At 47.3% G+C, this 16,497-nt stretch carries 21 protein-coding genes and 1 tRNA gene; 18 read left to right on the forward strand and 4 right to left on the reverse strand.

Annotation, left to right across the window (positions count from 1 at the left end; genetic code table 11):
• The first annotated feature begins 230 nt into the window (after positions 1–230).
• The 9 genes from A3841_RS12330 (at position 231) to A3841_RS12370 (ending at position 7,034) form a co-directional block, all read left to right on the forward strand.
• Positions 231–1,340, forward strand: coding sequence for an acyltransferase family protein (locus tag A3841_RS12330; RefSeq protein WP_073852577.1), 1,110 nt, complete (start codon positions 231–233; stop codon positions 1,338–1,340).
• A 622-nt stretch (positions 1,341–1,962) separates the two neighbouring features.
• Positions 1,963–3,765, forward strand: coding sequence for a cbb3-type cytochrome c oxidase subunit I (locus A3841_RS12335; RefSeq protein WP_235861386.1), 1,803 nt, complete (start codon positions 1,963–1,965; stop codon positions 3,763–3,765).
• Positions 3,766–3,827: 62 nt separating this feature from the next.
• Positions 3,828–4,841 carry a cytochrome c gene (locus tag A3841_RS12340; RefSeq protein ID WP_206073084.1) on the forward strand — a complete coding sequence of 338 codons (1,014 nt, stop codon included), beginning with the start codon at positions 3,828–3,830 and terminating at the stop codon, positions 4,839–4,841.
• 6 nt (positions 4,842–4,847) lie between these two features.
• A complete protein-coding gene (locus tag A3841_RS12345) occupies positions 4,848–5,129 on the forward strand; it encodes a hexameric tyrosine-coordinated heme protein (protein ID WP_139307947.1) in 282 nt (93 codons plus the stop codon).
• A gap of 22 nt (positions 5,130–5,151) precedes the next feature.
• On the forward strand, positions 5,152–5,397 hold the full coding sequence (locus A3841_RS12350; RefSeq protein ID WP_073852578.1) for a hexameric tyrosine-coordinated heme protein: 246 nt from the start codon (positions 5,152–5,154) through the stop codon (positions 5,395–5,397).
• A gap of 12 nt (positions 5,398–5,409) precedes the next feature.
• On the forward strand, positions 5,410–5,667 hold the full coding sequence (locus A3841_RS12355) for a hypothetical protein (protein ID WP_073852579.1): 258 nt from the start codon (positions 5,410–5,412) through the stop codon (positions 5,665–5,667).
• 4 nt (positions 5,668–5,671) lie between these two features.
• On the forward strand, positions 5,672–6,079 hold the full coding sequence (locus A3841_RS12360) for a cytochrome C (RefSeq protein WP_073852580.1): 408 nt from the start codon (positions 5,672–5,674) through the stop codon (positions 6,077–6,079).
• A gap of 80 nt (positions 6,080–6,159) precedes the next feature.
• Positions 6,160–6,516: a cupin domain-containing protein gene (locus tag A3841_RS12365; RefSeq protein ID WP_083610322.1), complete on the forward strand. Its 357-nt coding sequence runs from the start codon at positions 6,160–6,162 to the stop codon at positions 6,514–6,516.
• An 80-nt stretch (positions 6,517–6,596) separates the two neighbouring features.
• Positions 6,597–7,034, forward strand: a complete 438-nt coding sequence (locus A3841_RS12370; RefSeq protein ID WP_073852581.1) for an RrF2 family transcriptional regulator — start codon at positions 6,597–6,599, stop codon at positions 7,032–7,034.
• A gap of 259 nt (positions 7,035–7,293) precedes the next feature.
• On the opposite strand, the gene A3841_RS12375 is transcribed toward A3841_RS12370, so the two are convergent.
• Both A3841_RS12375 and A3841_RS20535 read right to left on the reverse strand, forming a co-directional pair.
• Complete coding sequence (locus A3841_RS12375) at positions 7,294–7,932, reverse strand: helix-turn-helix domain-containing protein (protein ID WP_206073085.1); 639 nt, start codon at positions 7,930–7,932, stop codon at positions 7,294–7,296.
• Complete coding sequence (locus A3841_RS20535) at positions 7,920–8,120, reverse strand: cupin domain-containing protein (protein WP_206073086.1); 201 nt, start codon at positions 8,118–8,120, stop codon at positions 7,920–7,922. The genes A3841_RS12375 and A3841_RS20535 overlap by 13 nt, the downstream gene beginning before the upstream one ends.
• Before the next feature lie 114 nt (positions 8,121–8,234).
• Here A3841_RS20535 and A3841_RS12380 point away from each other — a divergent pair, with 114 nt between their 5' ends.
• The 6 genes from A3841_RS12380 to A3841_RS12400 all read left to right on the forward strand — a co-directional run bounded on the left by A3841_RS12380 (position 8,235) and on the right by A3841_RS12400 (position 13,161).
• Positions 8,235–8,804, forward strand: a complete 570-nt coding sequence (locus tag A3841_RS12380; protein WP_073852582.1) for a sugar O-acetyltransferase — start codon at positions 8,235–8,237, stop codon at positions 8,802–8,804.
• Between the two features lie 199 nt (positions 8,805–9,003).
• Positions 9,004–9,459 carry a cyclophilin-like fold protein gene (locus A3841_RS12385; RefSeq protein ID WP_073852583.1) on the forward strand — a complete coding sequence of 152 codons (456 nt, stop codon included), beginning with the start codon at positions 9,004–9,006 and terminating at the stop codon, positions 9,457–9,459.
• Positions 9,460–9,479: 20 nt separating this feature from the next.
• Positions 9,480–9,797, forward strand: a complete 318-nt coding sequence (locus A3841_RS20050; protein WP_139307948.1) for a cupin domain-containing protein — start codon at positions 9,480–9,482, stop codon at positions 9,795–9,797.
• Positions 9,769–10,494, forward strand: a complete 726-nt coding sequence (locus A3841_RS12390; RefSeq protein ID WP_073852584.1) for a hypothetical protein — start codon at positions 9,769–9,771, stop codon at positions 10,492–10,494. Before A3841_RS20050 ends, A3841_RS12390 begins: the two co-directional genes overlap by 29 nt.
• A gap of 263 nt (positions 10,495–10,757) precedes the next feature.
• The gene (locus A3841_RS12395; RefSeq protein ID WP_073852585.1) at positions 10,758–11,849 is read left to right on the forward strand and encodes an NAD(P)-dependent alcohol dehydrogenase; all 1,092 of its coding nucleotides are present in this window, start codon (positions 10,758–10,760) and stop codon (positions 11,847–11,849) included.
• Between the two features lie 340 nt (positions 11,850–12,189).
• Positions 12,190–13,161, forward strand: coding sequence for an MBL fold metallo-hydrolase (locus A3841_RS12400; protein ID WP_073852586.1), 972 nt, complete (start codon positions 12,190–12,192; stop codon positions 13,159–13,161).
• A gap of 374 nt (positions 13,162–13,535) precedes the next feature.
• On the opposite strand, the gene A3841_RS12405 is transcribed toward A3841_RS12400, so the two are convergent.
• Positions 13,536–13,607: transfer RNA gene (locus A3841_RS12405), tRNA-Glu, on the reverse strand.
• A gap of 202 nt (positions 13,608–13,809) precedes the next feature.
• Here A3841_RS12405 and A3841_RS12410 point away from each other — a divergent pair.
• From A3841_RS12410 to A3841_RS12420, 3 genes are all read left to right on the forward strand, one after another.
• Positions 13,810–14,085, forward strand: a complete 276-nt coding sequence (locus A3841_RS12410) for a hypothetical protein (protein WP_073852587.1) — start codon at positions 13,810–13,812, stop codon at positions 14,083–14,085.
• 68 nt (positions 14,086–14,153) lie between these two features.
• Positions 14,154–14,498, forward strand: a complete 345-nt coding sequence (locus A3841_RS12415) for a hypothetical protein (RefSeq protein WP_073852588.1) — start codon at positions 14,154–14,156, stop codon at positions 14,496–14,498.
• Between the two features lie 150 nt (positions 14,499–14,648).
• A complete protein-coding gene (locus tag A3841_RS12420) occupies positions 14,649–15,371 on the forward strand; it encodes an SIMPL domain-containing protein (RefSeq protein WP_073852589.1) in 723 nt (240 codons plus the stop codon).
• A 105-nt stretch (positions 15,372–15,476) separates the two neighbouring features.
• Here the strand turns inward: A3841_RS12420 and A3841_RS12425 are convergent, their stop codons facing one another.
• Positions 15,477–16,475 carry a hypothetical protein gene (locus A3841_RS12425; protein ID WP_235861387.1) on the reverse strand — a complete coding sequence of 333 codons (999 nt, stop codon included), beginning with the start codon at positions 16,473–16,475 and terminating at the stop codon, positions 15,477–15,479.
• Between the last annotated feature and the right edge of the window lie 22 nt (positions 16,476–16,497).

Below are 16,497 nucleotides of genomic sequence, written 5' to 3' on the forward strand. Positions count from 1 at the left end.
TATAAAGAGTGTGTGTTCAGGATAAATGTGTGAGGAATCCGATAAGCAGTTTCAAGTTAGGCAGACAGAACAGCTGTGTCTTTGGGTCGAAGTAGCAACAACATTTTCCGGCTTAGGCTGCGTTTAAAAGCGATAAACATACTATCTTACAGCTTTATACCATCAGATGCTATGGCAAAGAGTCCTTGTTAGGGTTCGTTGCCGTTTGCATTTCACTCTTACCACAATCAATGAATAAGCTTCAAGTAGACACGGACAACCTGGCGGCCAGCCCGGGCATTCTAAAGACGAAACAGCACTTTGTGATCCTCGATGGCTTAAGGGGGGTAGCGGCCTTGGCCGTTGTTGTTTTCCATTTCATGGAGTGGGTGCACCCACCTGACTCCGGTAAGATTTTCATCGGGCATGGCTTCCTGGCCGTGGACTTCTTCTTCTGCCTGTCCGGTTTTGTGATCGGGTACGCGTATGACGACCGCCTTGGGAAAATGGGGGTGATGGAGTTCTTCAAAGCGAGGCTGATCAGGTTGCACCCCCTGGTTATGCTGGGTGCGGTTTTGGGCCTGTTGGCCTTTATCTTTGATCCTTTCGCGGCTTATACCGGAGCGTATGGCACGGGCAAGCTTATTCTGGTATTTCTTTGCTCCGCCCTGCTCATTCCCTACCCGGTGATGGAAGAGCGTGGTTTCAACCTGTTCGGCCTGAATGCCCCCTCATGGTCCTTGTTTTGGGAGTACGTTGCCAATATCGCGTATGCCCTTATCCTTTACAGGCTCTCCCGCCGCTACCTGACTGTACTGACCATACTGGCGGCGCTGACCCTTTGCTTTGTTGGTTATCGTGCCGGAAACCTGCTGGGGGGCTGGTCAGGAGAGACCTTCTGGGATGGCGGTGCGCGTATCGCCTACTCCTTCTCAGCCGGCCTGTTGATCTTCCGCTCTAACTGGATCATCAAAAACAGGCTCGGGTTTATCGGCTTGGCTATCCTGCTGTCGCTGGCCTTCGTTATGCCTTATTTTAAATGGAACTGGGTGGCAGAGACGCTGGTCGTGCTGTTCTATTTCCCGTTACTGGTTGCCTTGGGAGCCGGCTCCAGCCTGTCGCCGGGGCTGAAAAAGCTCTGTGTGTTCTCCGGAAATATTTCGTACCCCCTCTACATGACCCATTACGCGGTCATCTGGATATTCGGCAACTATTTCCTGAGCAGCAAGCCCGGAACAACCGAGCTATACCTGATCGTATCCGTAGGAACAGTGCTGTTGGTTGGTGTAGCCTATGTGGTGATGGTGGTGTATGATATCCCTGTGAGAAGGTACCTGAGCAGCAAATGGCGACACCAGTAGGTTATTACTTTGGCACTGCCCACCAAAGCAAGTAGCGGCGTTTTATTTTGCCTAATTAGACTGTTAGGCAAACTAAACGCGATAAAGTATAAATCCCTCCGCTGTCAGTTTCAGATTCCCTGCTAAAGTACTAGAGAACGGCCTCTGCGATTCGACTTCGCAGGGGCCGTTCTTTTCTTAGCGGCTGATGCAAAGCAGAGGTGTTTCTGATGGTAGGACGCTTCCTGTTTGACAGTATTGAATGACGATGCAATCATGTTATGGGAACCGGACCTTTTTTAATATACATGCAGCATAAGCTAATGGGGTGCAAGCTGAAGGGGCTTTTGTATCCGAAGCGTATAAAAAAGCCTCTGAGCGTCAACCGGGAGGCTTTTCGGGTAGACCGAATATTTTAATTGTCAAGCTTCCCTCACAGGAATCTAGCTGCGATTAGAATCTGTCAGAAGGGAAGGAAAAAAATAATAAATAACTGATAGAATCCATAAAGGATAAGTTTGTCCTTTATGGATTGTTTACGTACATTTAGGGCATGAGCAACTTAAAACCTGCTGACATGACAAAGCGAAACTGTGTTACTGTACCCCCCCATAAGCATCTGGAACGCCTTAAAATTCCTCTTTTGGCGGTATTTAGCCTTCTCACTATCCCTTTATTTGCTCAGTCAGGGAGCACCGCTGATAGCGACCTGATCGGTTTACCGGGTATCCTCATTACCATCACGCTGCTGATCGTACCTGTTGTAGCGGCCCTTTTTCTGCTGGTGGTAAAGGCAAATGCACTCTTCAAGAGAATTCAGAACAGGAAGGATACAGAGGAAGCCACCCGTTTCGCAGATTATCTGAAAACTTTGAATGTGGAGCAACTGGAAGCCCTGCAAAATGATAAGCTCCACCAGGAATACCACTTAAATAACAGGGAGCTTTCAGGCCCGTTTGCCCCTGAGGATTCCAAAGGACTACTCAGTAGTATAAACGAGCAGGCCAACATCCGTTTCATAGAAGCCAAGCGCAAAGCCATCGTCCGGCCGGGTATTGATCCGGCGCTTTCAAGGCTTATTCTCTGGTTTCTGGGGACCGCCACTTTCTGGCTTGTCTTTGGCACGTCGGTGGGAGAGTACGTTGGCATTAAATTCGTGGCGCCTGATGTGGACCAGGTAAGCTGGCTGAGCTTTGGCAGGTTGCGGCCGGTACACACCAACGCGGTGTTCTGGGGCTGGTCGTCGCTGGCCATGCTGGGCCTGGGCTATTACGTGGTGCCGCGGGTAAGTAACATACAGATACATAGCCTGAAAAGTGGCTGGTGGACGCTGATCCTCATCAATGCTTCGGTTGTGCTGGGCACTATCGCACTGATGGCGGGTATCAACAACGGCGGCGGCGAGTACCGCGAGTACATCTGGCCCATCCAGTTGCTGTTCGGCATCGGCCTGGTAATAACTCTTATTAACTTTTTGAGAACCGTTGCCAACCGCAAAACAACGGAAATCTATGTATCGAACTGGTACATTGTGGCGGCCGTCATGTTTGCCATCGTGATCTCCATTGTGGCGTATGTGCCGAATTTTCAGAACGGACTCGGTGAAACCATCATCCAGGGCTACTACATGCACCAAGGCGTGGGCATGTGGTTCATGCTCTTCACGCTCGGATTGGTATACTACTACCTGCCCCAGCAGCTCAACAAACCCATCTATTCTTATAGTTTGGGCATACTTGCCTTCTGGTCACAGATATTCTTTTATACGTTGATAGGCACGCACCACTTCGTGTTCAGTGCCATCCCCTGGTCATTACAAACGGTGGCAATAGTGGGCAGTGCCGGCATGATCATTCCAGTCGTATCAGGTACCACCAATTTCCTGATGACCTTCCGGGGTGCCTGGCATAAAGTGGCCGGCAGCTATACCTTGCCATTCTTCATCGTGGGCATCATCTTCTACTTTACGGGCTCATTACAGGGCACAGCTGAGGCATTCCGCAGCACCAACCTTATCTGGCACTTTACAGATTTTACGGTGGCCCACTCGCACCTGACCATGTACGGTATCATCGCCTTCTTTTTGTGGGGTGGGATCTATGCTATTGTACCTCGACTTACGCGACAGGAACCTCCACAGATCACGGTGGGCATTCACTTCTGGATGGCCTTTATCGGGATGATGTTCTATACCGTGCCGCTAATGTGGGGCGGAACTATGCGCGGCCTGATGTGGATGGATGGACTACCTTTTATTGAAAGTGTGACCATGATGGCTCCTTACTGGTTGTGGCGTGCCATTGGCGGTTCACTGATGTGGGTATCGCACCTGGTGTTTGCCTACAACATGTATAACATGATCAATCCGCGCAAAACAGTAAACATCAATGACATCGCGATCGAGAAGCTGCATGCGGAAGAACTGGTGGAGATACAGGGCACATAAAGGCGGCATAAGACGGTACAACCAATAAAATTCCTAACAATTGCTTTTGACACTTACGGCATATGATGGACTTTTTTAACAACTATAAGAAACTATACCTCAGTGCGCTTGGCTTGTTTGTCGTGCTCACCATACTGGTTGCTGTTATGCCTGCCATAAACAACCAGAACAACAACAGCCCGCTGCCTAACGAAGAACCTCTGAGCGACGCTGCACTGGCAGGCAAGGCACTGTACGTAGCCAATGGCTGCGTGGCCTGCCATACCCAACAGGTGCGTAACCTTGAAATGGACAATGTATGGGGCAAGCGGCCCAGCATTGCAGCCGACTATGCCAGTGAGCACAGAACTGATCTCTGGCGCAACACGGCTACGCTGATGGGCACTGAACGCACCGGCCCCGACTTAACCGATGTAGGCAACCGCCAGCCAAGCGCAGAGTGGAACCTGCTGCACCTGTATCAGCCGCGTGCCGTAGTAGCTGCGTCTGTTATGCCGGCCTACCCATGGTTGTTTGAGGAGAAAACGAACTTGGATGAGGGCGATGTTGAGATTTCGGTGCCCGATGAATTCCGAAAGGGTGTGAAAGGAAAGATTGTGGCAACCCAGGACGCGCTCAACCTGGTAGCCTACCTGCAATCTTTGAAGCAGGTGGAGTTGCCTGGAGCTATGCCTGTACCTGAATTCCTCTACAAGCGGGAGCAAAAGCCTGATGCGGTAGCTGGCGGCGGAGAAGACATGGGGCTGGACGGTGCTGCGCTTTATGCGGCCAATTGCCAGAGCTGCCACCAGGCCAGCGGTGAGGGGCTGAAAGGAGCCTTTCCGCCCCTGAAAGGCAGTGCGATTGTAACGGATGATAATCCGGAAGTGCTGATTGATATTGTGATGAATGGGTATGATGCCCGGCCAGAGTTTGGCTCTATGCCTGCCATTGGAACGAACATGAACTTATCAGCGGCCGAGGTAGCCGCTATCATTAACCACGAGCGCTCCAGTTGGGGCAACAAAGCCCGCAAGGTGCCGGTGGAAGAAGTACAGAAGATCATGGATTTCCTGAAGCAGACAGCCAAAAAGTAACAGTAAATGTCCGAAGGAATGTCTTCCAGTAAGCTACCGGAGCTGCTGACTGCCACCCCTTTTGAAGGGAGGCTTTTAGCTATAGCCCTTGCCAGGAAAGCTATCTACGACAGGCAACCGGACAAAGGGCTGAGACAGCAACAAATGGATTGTTGTGCTTTTGAACCGGCTAAAGAACAAAAGGCTGCATTCCGCAAAGAAACTGCCTGTTGTAAAGTGTATGCCCGGAAAATGTTTCAGGAGGTAGCAAAGGCAAATAACTATTGGAGTAAAAAGAAGACACCTTAACGTAGCATAAACCTATAGAACCATGCAAAATCAGGAAGAAAACTACCTGCCAACTCTTATTACTGCCACCCCTTTTGAAGGCAGGCAGCTTGCTATAAAACTTGCCCGCAAATCCATAGGCGCTATTCAGCCGGATGCCGGCATACGACAGCAGTTGCGTGCCGCTTATGCCTCCGATACAGCCCAACTGATTGCCTCGGCACAGGTAATAGCTACAGAGTTTCAGACGATTGCACAGGCAAACAATTATTGGAAGACAACAGATTAACGGAATTGACTTATGAAAGCCTTTATACTTACGGTTCTCGCCACACTCCTTAGCCTGACAGCTTTTGCGTGTCCGGTGTGTGAGAAGCAGCAGCCAAAAGTGCTGCAGGGCATCAGCCACGGAGCAGGCCCGCAAAGTGACTGGGACTATGTCCTGGTATGGGCCACGGTGCTCATTGTCGTGTTTTGCCTGTTTTTTAGCATAAAATGGCTGGCCCGGCCCGGTGAACAAGGTGAGGACCATATCAAAAGAACCATCTTAGATTTCTGATAAAATGGATGATAAAAGCACTGTAGTAATTTTTGTGGATGACGATGTGCAGCCTGTCGGCTCTTTCAGATCACCTATAAATTTCGAGCTGGACACCCGCAAACTGGTGGATGGGGAGCATACCTTGCGCATTGTCAGTAAAGATCCATCTGGTAAAGAGGGTATCCGTAAAATCCCTTTTGTGGTGCGGAATGGTCCGGATATTAACGTGGAAGGCATCTCAGAGAATGAAGTAGTGGATGGCGTATTGCCCATCATGGTGAGTGCCTATGGCAAAGGCGATCAGAAAGTGTTCCTGATTGAAGGCAGTGAAACACCTCGCAGCATACCTAACTGGGTCTGGATCCTGCATATTGTTTTTGGCGGCTGGGCGCTATATTACCTGATCACGCAATTCGCGATTGGCACATGATGGTAATAAAGGGCAGGTCTAAGCTGGAGAGCATGGAATTCCTGGTTCAATCGGGAGGTGCTATTCTTTAGGAAGATAAAATGGAAATGAAAGAAATACATGCCAATGCTTCGTACAAGGTTTTAAGCGTTGGCCTAGGCGGCGGGGAGGAAATGCCGCGGCATTATGCTTCGTCAGATGCTTTTATGGTTGTGAAGGCAGGTAAGGGAATTCTGAAGCTCAGGGGAAGAGAACTTACACTGGAAGCAGGCACTACGTTGCTTATTCCAGCCAATGAGCCACACAGCCTTTATATTCTTGAAAATTTTGCTGCCGAAGTTGTATTGGCTGCCGGCGCACAGATAAACTTCACGGGCAGCCAAAATGCCGGAAGTGATCATGTAAATAACCAAGTGTCAGACACAACATTACGAGTCGTTACAGGACATAGCCAATAGCAGGTACATGAAGTTTTCTACCCCTTTTTAGGTAGTTATACTTTATGTTTGCAGTAGAACACTATAAAGGGGGATAGCATATGATTTCTAAGTCGTGCAAATATGGCATCAGGGCGGCAGTTTTTATTGCCTCTAAAGCGGGAGAAGGAGTTAAGCTTAATGTGAAAGACATTGCAAAAGAGGTAGATGCGCCCGAGGCTTTTACGGCAAAGATTCTGCAAATTCTCAACAAGCACCGGATCATAACCTCTTTGAAAGGACCGTACGGCGGGTTCTTCATTGATGGTTACCAGTTGGAGCAACCTATTATCAATATAGTTAATGCCATAGACGGAATGGCTGTTTTCTGGGAATGCGGATTAGGTCTGAAGAAATGCTCCGAAACTCACCCATGTCCTTTACACGACAAATTTAAAGTGGCACGTGAGTCCCTGCGGGATGTATTCCAGAATACTACTATAGAGCAACTGGCCAAGGAGCTTAAGGAGGGTACTTCTTTTATCAAGAACCTGACGTAACGCATTCACTGTTAGAAGTCAAACTTGCCTTTGTCATAGGAGCGTCTAGACCTGCGGGTTGCGCGAAGCTCAAGAAGAGACTGCTTAAGGATATAAAAAATTGTCTGGATCGCAAAAAAGTCCGCTCCAGTTTTATCTGAAGCGGATTTTTATGTAGACCATAGAATAGAATTATCGAACTTTATCACTGTGATCTGGCTGCTTTAGAAGCATTCTTTCTATAGAAATAGCAACTAGTATTAGTAGCCCCATTTCACTTTTAGCCCAATCTATTTCTGAATTCTCTGGGAGTCATACCTATTAGTTTTTTTACATAGCGCGTGAAAAAAGACCTACTAGAGAATTCCATTTCATCGGCGATCCCGGATATATTTAGGTTCTTGACTTGCAAGAGAAGAATAATCGTTTCTCTTACATAACGCTGTATCCACTCCGAGGCAGTAACAGCTGAATTTTGCTTGCATACATAATTTAAATATTTGGCCGTAATGTTGAGCTTGTTGGCGTAAAACCGTACCTCCCGCTCTTTCATACAATGTTGATGCACTAATTGCATAAAGCGCTCATAAAGTGTCCCGCTTTCTATTGTTCGTTTGTGGCGTTCAAACTCATTTGCAAACGTGTGCCACATTTCCAACAGGAACACCTGCATTTGCAGCTTCAGGGTTTCATGATAAAAGCGGTGTTCTGTATCTGAAAACTTACCGTGCAAAAGGTGAAAATTTAAAAGCACTCTATGCTTGTCTTTCTTCTCGGTCAGGTGCAGCACCGGGTTGTCTCTAGAATGTAATAAAGCATCAATGCTCCAGCTTTGGTCCGGAATATTTTCATCAAGGAAATCTCTTTCCACCAGCAGAACTGTTGCGTTAACTTTCTTTGAGAACGTCAGATCTGCCAACTTGCTGTCCGCAAAAAAAACACTAATCCTCCAGCTTTGCAGGTATACGGCTTATCATTGAAGACAAAGTCTATACTTCCCCTGTGGCAGTAGATATGCGTGTGGTAACGATACAAAAAGTCATCTGGTAACGGCACACCACCAAGCACCTTCAGCAAGATAATTCTATCCTTATCTTCTTTATTCATTCAAATGACCCTGAGTTAGATAGTTTAGGCAATATCTGACACTATATGCGTACAACGTGTAACGAATAGCAGGTAGAATTCGGGTAAATTTGTAATCTACATTATTACACTACTATGAAAACGCAACAGACAGATATATTTCAACGGCTATTAAATGGTGAAGCTGTTCCATTTAGCGATGCGGATTACGCTCAAATCGGTGATGCTTGTAACAGTACACGAAAACTACTCATCCAATTAAACGCTGAAGCAGACCCGAACAAAATCAGAAAGCTGTTAAGCCAGATCACTGCTTCTGAGATTGATGCGACTACCATGGTATTCCCGCCACTTCAAATCAACTATGGAAGGAACACCAAGATCGGGAAGAATGTGTTTATCAACTTTGATTGTACATTTTTGGATTTGGGCGGCATTACCATAGAAGACAATGTGATGCTTGCTCCCAAAGTCTGCCTGCTCTCAGAGGGCCATCCTATCTCTGTAAACGATAGACAAACACTCACTGCAGGTAAAATTCACATTAAGAAAAATGCCTGGATTGGTGCCCAAGCCACCATTTTGCAAGGCGTGACGATTGGTGAGAACTCCATCGTAGCGGCAGGAGCCGTGGTTTCCAAAGATGTGCCGGACAATACCGTGGTAGGTGGCATTCCAGCCAAAATCATCAAGAAAATTAAATGAAACCTTCTCTTAACCAGAGAAATAGAAAATATAGAAATGAGGAAGATACTTGTTGTAGCAGCTTCAGCACTTATGTTACTAGCACACAGTTGCTGCGACGGTTGCAGCTGAGTTATACAAAGAAAGTAGTTTTAAAGTGGGGCTATAACAGCCCCTTCATACAATTTGAAAGTATGCTTCTTCCTTAAACATTATCTTTATGAGACCAATTTATTTATTACCGCTGATGCTTGTCAGCTTCAGCCTATTTGCCCGTAGTGGTTGTAAAGAAGAGAATAATAAATCAGCCAAACTAATGGAGGAAAGTACGAAACTTAAGATTACAGTTGGCTCCAGCATTTTTGCTGCCACGCTCTACAACAATGCATCTGCAACTGCCTTCAAAGCGCAGTTACCGATGACAATTGAAATGAGTGAACTGAACGACAACGAAAAGTTTTTCGCATTGCCAGAGAATCTTCCTACAAATGCATCAAACCCAGGCACCATACAGGCAGGTGATATCATGCTTTATGGCAATAGTACTCTGGTACTGTTCTATAAGAGTTTCCCAACTTCTTACAACTATACCCGGCTCGGGAAAATAGCCAACCCATCGGGGTTAGCTGCAGCCTTGGGTTCCGGAGGTGTAACTGTAACTTTTGAAATAGATTAGGATTTATACTTAAGTGGTAATTGCAGATAGCTAAAAGCAGGAAACAGATTGAAATGAAAATGTACCTGCTTTCCGCGATTCCTGTTTTAGCCTTCTCTTTGGTTGGATGTAAAGACCAAGCTTCGGATAAAGCAACTGAAACTCAGGCCATTTATCCAAAAGGAAAAGCAGGATTTGCTGGAAACTTTACTGGGAAAGCCTGGAATTATGGCTTGGTTGCAAACGATTTAACCTATAATAACCATGTAGGTAATGTATACTTCGAACCTGGTGCAGAAGTAACTGAAAGACCAATCAAATCATCACTCCATGAAAGAACACGCCCACCACGCCCATAGCGGTACTGAAAAGCAGTACGGGATGACCTTTAGAACCGAACCTTCCAACGTTGAAGCCTTGAAACCTACCAAGCTCTACTTCAAACCGGAAGAAGTGGGGAAGAGCGAAGCCAATGTGCCGCTTGATTTAGTGCATGAGATGGACGTGCACTTGTTTATCATGTCCAAAGACCTATCTTACTTCGCCCATGAACATCCGGACACCTTATCGGATGGTACTTATGTATGGGAGCATACCTTTCCTTTCGGTGGCGAGTTTATCATGTTTCAGGATTACACCCCTACGGGATCAACGCATCAGTTAGGCAGACAAAACATAACAGTATCAGGGGAAGGAACACCTGCTAAAGCACTGGGCGAGGAGGACCTGGATTGGGAGCATGATGGCTACAAGGCTACATTAGCACCGGATCAACCCATCAACGCTAAGGCATCCGTGGAGTTGAAAGCCTCCGTGTATAAGAATGGAAAGCCAGTTTCTGATCTAGACGATTATCTTGGCGCATTAGCACATGTAGTCATCGTAAGCGAGGATGGCACTGAATTCGTGCATGTTCACCCCATGGAGTCCAAAACATCCGGACCAGACATTCTGCTGCACACCAATTTTCCTAAAACTGGAAAATACAAGGTATTCATGCAATTCAAGCATAGAGGACAAGTGAAGACCGCGCACTTTGTGTTGCATGCCCGGTAATTTCAGCCGCAGTAGGTTAATGAAAGATCATACTTTAGACTCTTTCGGCACTACGGTTTTTACATTTCAGAGGTAAACAACAAATTGTTTTTCCGGGCCAGTACCACTAATCGTTTAAAGGCGGCTTTACGAGATGGCAACCTTTAGATGCAACCCTAACGGTTGCCCCATCCTTAACTAGATAGACTAAAAAGGCTAATCACTTTTAGTCAACAGCACCCTTTAATCCGTAAGTTCTATAAACGACTAAAATTCAAATATTTATGAAAATTCAAGCAGCAGTTTCACATAGCAAGGGCGAGCCTTTAAAGATAGAAGAAGTAGAACTAAACGCTCTCGCTGCCGACGAAGTGTTGATAAAAATTGTAGCTACAGGAGTATGCCATACGGATGCGGAGTCCATGAATGGGAGAGGCGCACCTTTCCCAGCGGTACTTGGTCATGAAGGAGCGGGAATTATTGAGAAAGTAGGTTCCGGGGTGACTAATTTGCAGCAGGGAGATCATGTTGTGCTTTCGTTTGCATACTGTGGTGAATGCTCGCAGTGTTTGAGCGGTCATCAGAATTTATGTGAACGGTCGGTTGAGCTAAACTTTGGAGGTAAGTCAAGAGATGGGAAAAACCGTATTCACCAGCACGATCATCCGCTCTCTACTTTTTTTGGTCAGTCTTCGTTTGCCACCTATTCCATTGCAAATAAAAATAACGTAGTAAAAGTAGATAAGGATGTTGATTTAGCGCTGTTGGGGCCGTTAGGCTGCGGTATTCAGACTGGCAGCGGTACGGTCATGAATACCTTACGTCCTGAACCAGGTACATCCCTTGCTATATATGGAGGAGGTGCCGTTGGCTTGAGTGCAGTAATGGCGGCTAAAATCATGGGGTTGAAAGACATTATAGTAGTAGATCTTCATAAGAATCGCCTGGACCTTGCCATGGAACTCGGTGCCACCCATGTATTGAATGGCAAAGAAGTAGATGTGGTAGAAGAAATTAAAAGAATCACAAATGGTGGCGTTCATTATGCTGTTGAAACCACCGGTGCCTCTCCTGTGATTTTACAATCCATTCATGCTTTGCGTGTGGCAGGCAAGGTAGCCATTGTAGGTATGGGCGGGGATGTTATGGTAAACTTTACAAATGACATACTGATGGAAGGAAAGAAAGTTGTGGGTGCTGTTGAAGGGGATTCCATTCCTCAATTATTCATCCCCAAATTAATTCAATATTATAAAGAAGGGAAATTCCCGTTTGATAAATTGATAAAATTCTACGACTTCGAAGATATCAATACGGCATTCGAAGAATCTAAAAGCGGTGAAACACTTAAGCCTATTCTGAGAATAGCCAAGTAGTCAATTAGATTAAATATTATTATAAAAATAAAGAACGTACCAATCAACTATATCCAAATCCGTTCGATTTTACGAAGTTTCTAAAACAGTTGAAAATTTGTTCAAAGACGTATCAATAAATGAAGAAAGATCGATAAGCAATTCATAACCTATTGGAGCATGTACTACTAGGGCAACATACAACATTCGGCTAACTCATTGTTGCAATGAGTCCGCCGGATGTTTTGTTGCCCTTTTAAATTTATTTTTTTCCGACAGTAATCATGTAATTAAGCCGCTAAGAAGGCCTATCCAGTGATCGTTGTACGTCAAGTTAGTAACACGCCTAAAAACGCTGAAAATGGTAACAAAACTTATTTCATTTTCGCTTTGCCTATTGGCATTCCTTTTTTTCGCTTATAATGGATTGGCGCAAAGCAGGGACACTTTGATAGGAGCAGTGTATGTGAATAAGTCACTTTACAAGGACCGGGAGGTGCTTCCTGATGTTTACGGGAAGCCAAACCCTAGGCTTCAAAAATCATTGACGCAGGTAAAGGGCAATCTCTACCGGCATACGAACGACACCATTCCATCGCTTCACAGCGGCCTTGTATTGATCACAAAAGCAGGAGCTATTGTGATTGACCCCGCTTTAACTCCCGCAGCCATTTGGCTGAATGATGAAATTAAAAAGCGTTTCAAAGTACCGGTAAAATATGTCATTCTGACCCATGCGCACTACGACCACGCAGGAGGTTCTCAAATTTTTCAGCAGAACGGGGCAAAGGTGATCATTCAAAAAAACGGGTTAGAACCTATAATTGGCGAAAAGCTTCCCATAGCCATGCCTGATATTGTGTATGATAAACAACTGACCATAAAACTGGGCGGCGAAACGGTGATTCTTCATCACATTGCACCGAGCCATTCCAACAGCATGTCGATCGTGTCTTTTCCTGCCTATAAAGCCCTTCAGTTGACCGACGTTGGTCAGTCCAATACCATGCCCTACAATGACTTCCTGGACTTTTATTATGATGGCTGGATAGAAACGCTGGACTGGGTTTTACAACAGGATGTGGATTATATTGACATAGGCCACTATACCCCCGCTACAAAGGAAACAATCAAAAACGAAAGAGACTATATGGTTGACCTGCACCAGCAGGTATTAAATCTGGTACGCCAGGGCCAAAGCTGGGACCAGCTATACCGGAATGTGAAGTTTTCAGACAAGGTAAAAAGCTGGTACGGCTTCGCTACCATGAGCAAATTGAACATTCTGGGCATGCATAGATGGGTCACCAATCACAGACGAGGCGTTTGGTGAGCGTTATATTTTCTTCTACTAAGGAGCCCAATCAATCAACTCGAACGTACAACAATGCATTAGCCATATGGCGGGGCGACGAGTATAGATTCAACTTTTTATTCGTTACTCAGCTTCAACTTCGGCGACGAATAAAGCCAAGCAATAGAATGAACTATTAGCTTCGGTATCTTTAATCAGCAGCGGCACCGGGCAGACGGAATACAGCATGCCACCACATGGCTAATGCTTTAACGTTAGCATTTATCTATACAGGATTGCAGGAGGTGCTAGACCAGCAGGGGATTCTTGAGGTTCCACAGCAGGTGGGAAGGTGCTTTAGTGTCCGAAGAGCATAAAAAAAGCCCCTCAGCGTGAACTGAGAGGCTTTCAAGTAGCCCGTAGGGGAATCGAACCCCTGTTACCAGAATGAAAATCTGGCGTCCTAACCCCTAGACGAACGGGCCGTTCTGTCTGATTGTGGTGCAAATATAGCGGGTGTTTCTTTATTCGCAATGGAGCTCAGGAAAACTTTTCAGAGGGGAAAAGGATGTGGCTGATTATCAACAGGAAAAATTCATGCTTCCCGCCGCCATTGGTAATTGTTAACCAATAATGCCTTCTTGCGTTAGTATAAACCAATTATTAAACCTGAAATGATACTGAAGAATGGCTAAAAACCTACAATACGAGGGCATCAAGCCTGAGGCTTTCGACCAGTTGAAAAGCAAGCTGCAGACCTATGGCATTAAATTACAATCCAACAGCGGTAGCTTCAGCGAGAAAGGCGTGTCGGGGAGCTACGATTACAACCCGGAGGCGGAGACGCTGAAGCTGGACAGCCTGACGGTGGGTTTCCCGGCCAGCATGATGGTGAATGAGGATGCGCTGCAGGCACGCATGGACGAGTTGATGGTGCAGCATGGCGCAAGGCCCCGGCATTAACACTAAGATTATACTTTTTGATGGAGCTCCGTATATCTTGAATACCAATCTTTAAACAAATGTAAACTATGGAAAACAATACATCCCAAAACCAGAACAACAACAAAAACAGCAATAGCAACAACAGTGGTGGCAGCCAGCAGAAGGGCGGGCAGAAGAAGGAAGGAAGCGTGATGCAACTGCTGCAGCCGCACGACATGTCGAAGACGGTGGAGTCGGCGTTGCACGTTTTTCAGGGTCGCCACGAAAAGCTGCCTGACCTGATGCAGGACCTTGGCCATATTATCGTAAAAACCGCCAGGCGCCTGACCACCACCCAGCTGATTCTGGCGACGGGGGCGCTCACAATTGGCGCTATCCTGGTGGCCCGCTACAGCAGCGAAGATGATGCGTACGCCTACGAAGAAGACTGATCATTTTTAAGACGTCTCCAAACCCTTGGTCTCCCGGCTAAGGGTTTTTTATTTCCGCTATACTTTGTGGCACAAGGTTTGCGTTGGAGCACTATAATAGATATTCACTATATTTTTGCTTAACTAACGTAAAACCCAAAAACTACTACTATGAAGAAGATGAATCTGATGTTGCTCCTGAGCTTGGTTTTTGTTTCGGCGCTCTCGGTACAGGCCCAGCAGGGGCAGGTGCTGCCCCCATTGGTCAGCGTGAACGGCACGGGTGAGGTGCGCGTGCAGCCAAATGAGGTGGTCGTGAACCTGGGCGTGGAGACGCGCGGCAAGACGCTGGACGAGGCTAGAAAAGAGACAGACAAGAAAGCCGCTGCCATCATCAGCTACCTCAAGAAACAGGGCGTGGATGCCAAGCACATCCAGACCTCGTTCGTAACGCTGCAGCCTATCTACAACAGCGGGGAGTATGGCCGCACCACTCCGGACTTCTACATGGCCCAGAAAAGTATGACGGTGACTGTGAAGAAGCTGGATAAGTTTGATGAACTGCTCTCTGGCTTGTATGGCGTAGGGGTGAACCATGTGAACGGGGTGCAGTTCCAGGTATCTGACGCTGATGTGGAGAAGTATAAAACAGAGGCCCGCAAGAAGGCCGTGGCCAACGCGAAGGCAAAAGCTACGCAGCTTACCTCCGAACTTGGCTCTAAGTTGGGTCGTGTGTACGCCATCAGCGAGAGCAGCAGCAACGGCGGACCACGACCCATGTATAAAATGGCTATGATGGAGTCGGCTGCTTACGATAGCGCCGGAGGCCCTACGATAGCAGGCGGAGAGGTAGTGGTTACCTCTAATGTGGATGTGAGCTTTGTGATAGAATAAACGCAAGTATAAAAAACGAGCGGCGGCACTCATACTTGATGGGTGCCGCCGCTCATTTTTTATACTTTTTAAGAAGCTTTCTAATGGTCCTTTCCTCGCCTGATTTTATACCTGCTTCACATACCGCTCCATCGGTTTGAACTGGTGGTGCTCATCGAGTAAGAAACTGATGGGCTGTGATGGGTTCTGCAGGATCTGCTGCTCCCGGATGCTCCAGGGCTTCCACATCTCCTCCAGCATGTGCGCGTAAGCCGGCATCTCCCAGGGGTTAAAGATCTCGTTCGTTACGTCATCTATCAGCGTGTCCAGCACCAGGTGGTCGTCTCCGGGCTTTTGCGGACGGATGAAATACTCCGGCACCACGTTGAAAATATAGGCGGCATAGAAAACGCGGGCCTTAAACTCGGCCAGTTGGATGGGGTGCAGCAGTTGCCCTTCCGCCACCTGGCTTAGCCTGCCCAACGCCTTCCGGATGATGCCGTTATCGAGCAAGGTACATACGATGGCCACAGAACCCAGCTTTATGCTGAAAGCCATGGTGGTCAGCTCGTCCTGGTACTCAAACGGAAGCTCGTCCTCGGTGGGGCTTACCTCCAGCAGGAACAGCGAGCAGGGCAGGAACCCGTCGAACTCCATCGGCACCCGCAGCGACTGCAGCACCTGGTAAAAGGAGCGGAACTTGCCCAGCATCTTCGGGTCCTCACTCACCGCGTACTCCGGCATCACGAGCGGGTCCGCCTCCTTAATCAGTTCGGTTACCAGCGTGCCGTAGTACATCTTGCCGATCCACTGGAAAAGGCGCTGTGGCGGCAGGGCTTGCAGGCCAGCCATACCTTTCGTGGCGGCCTGCTCCACCTCGTGCTCCAGGGGCAGCATGTAATGGGTATGGCAGCGGTCGCAGCAGGGGATGCCGAGTTGTCCGAAGGTGGTAACGCTCTTGTCGAGCAGCAGCAGTTCCTTGTCCTTCAGGTTGTACTTTTGCTGCAGCCACTCGCCAAACACTGGCGTGCGGTGCTCCTTGGTGATGATGGTGCCGCACAGGAAGCAGTTGGTGTCGGTAAACTGCATTTTCTCGAACGGGTCATATAGTGTCAGGTCGATCATAAGTTCTTCATCTGTGATACAC

This window comes from Pontibacter flavimaris (genome assembly GCF_001907195.1).
In the GTDB taxonomy this organism is placed as follows: Bacteria; Bacteroidota; Bacteroidia; order Cytophagales; family Hymenobacteraceae; genus Pontibacter; species Pontibacter flavimaris.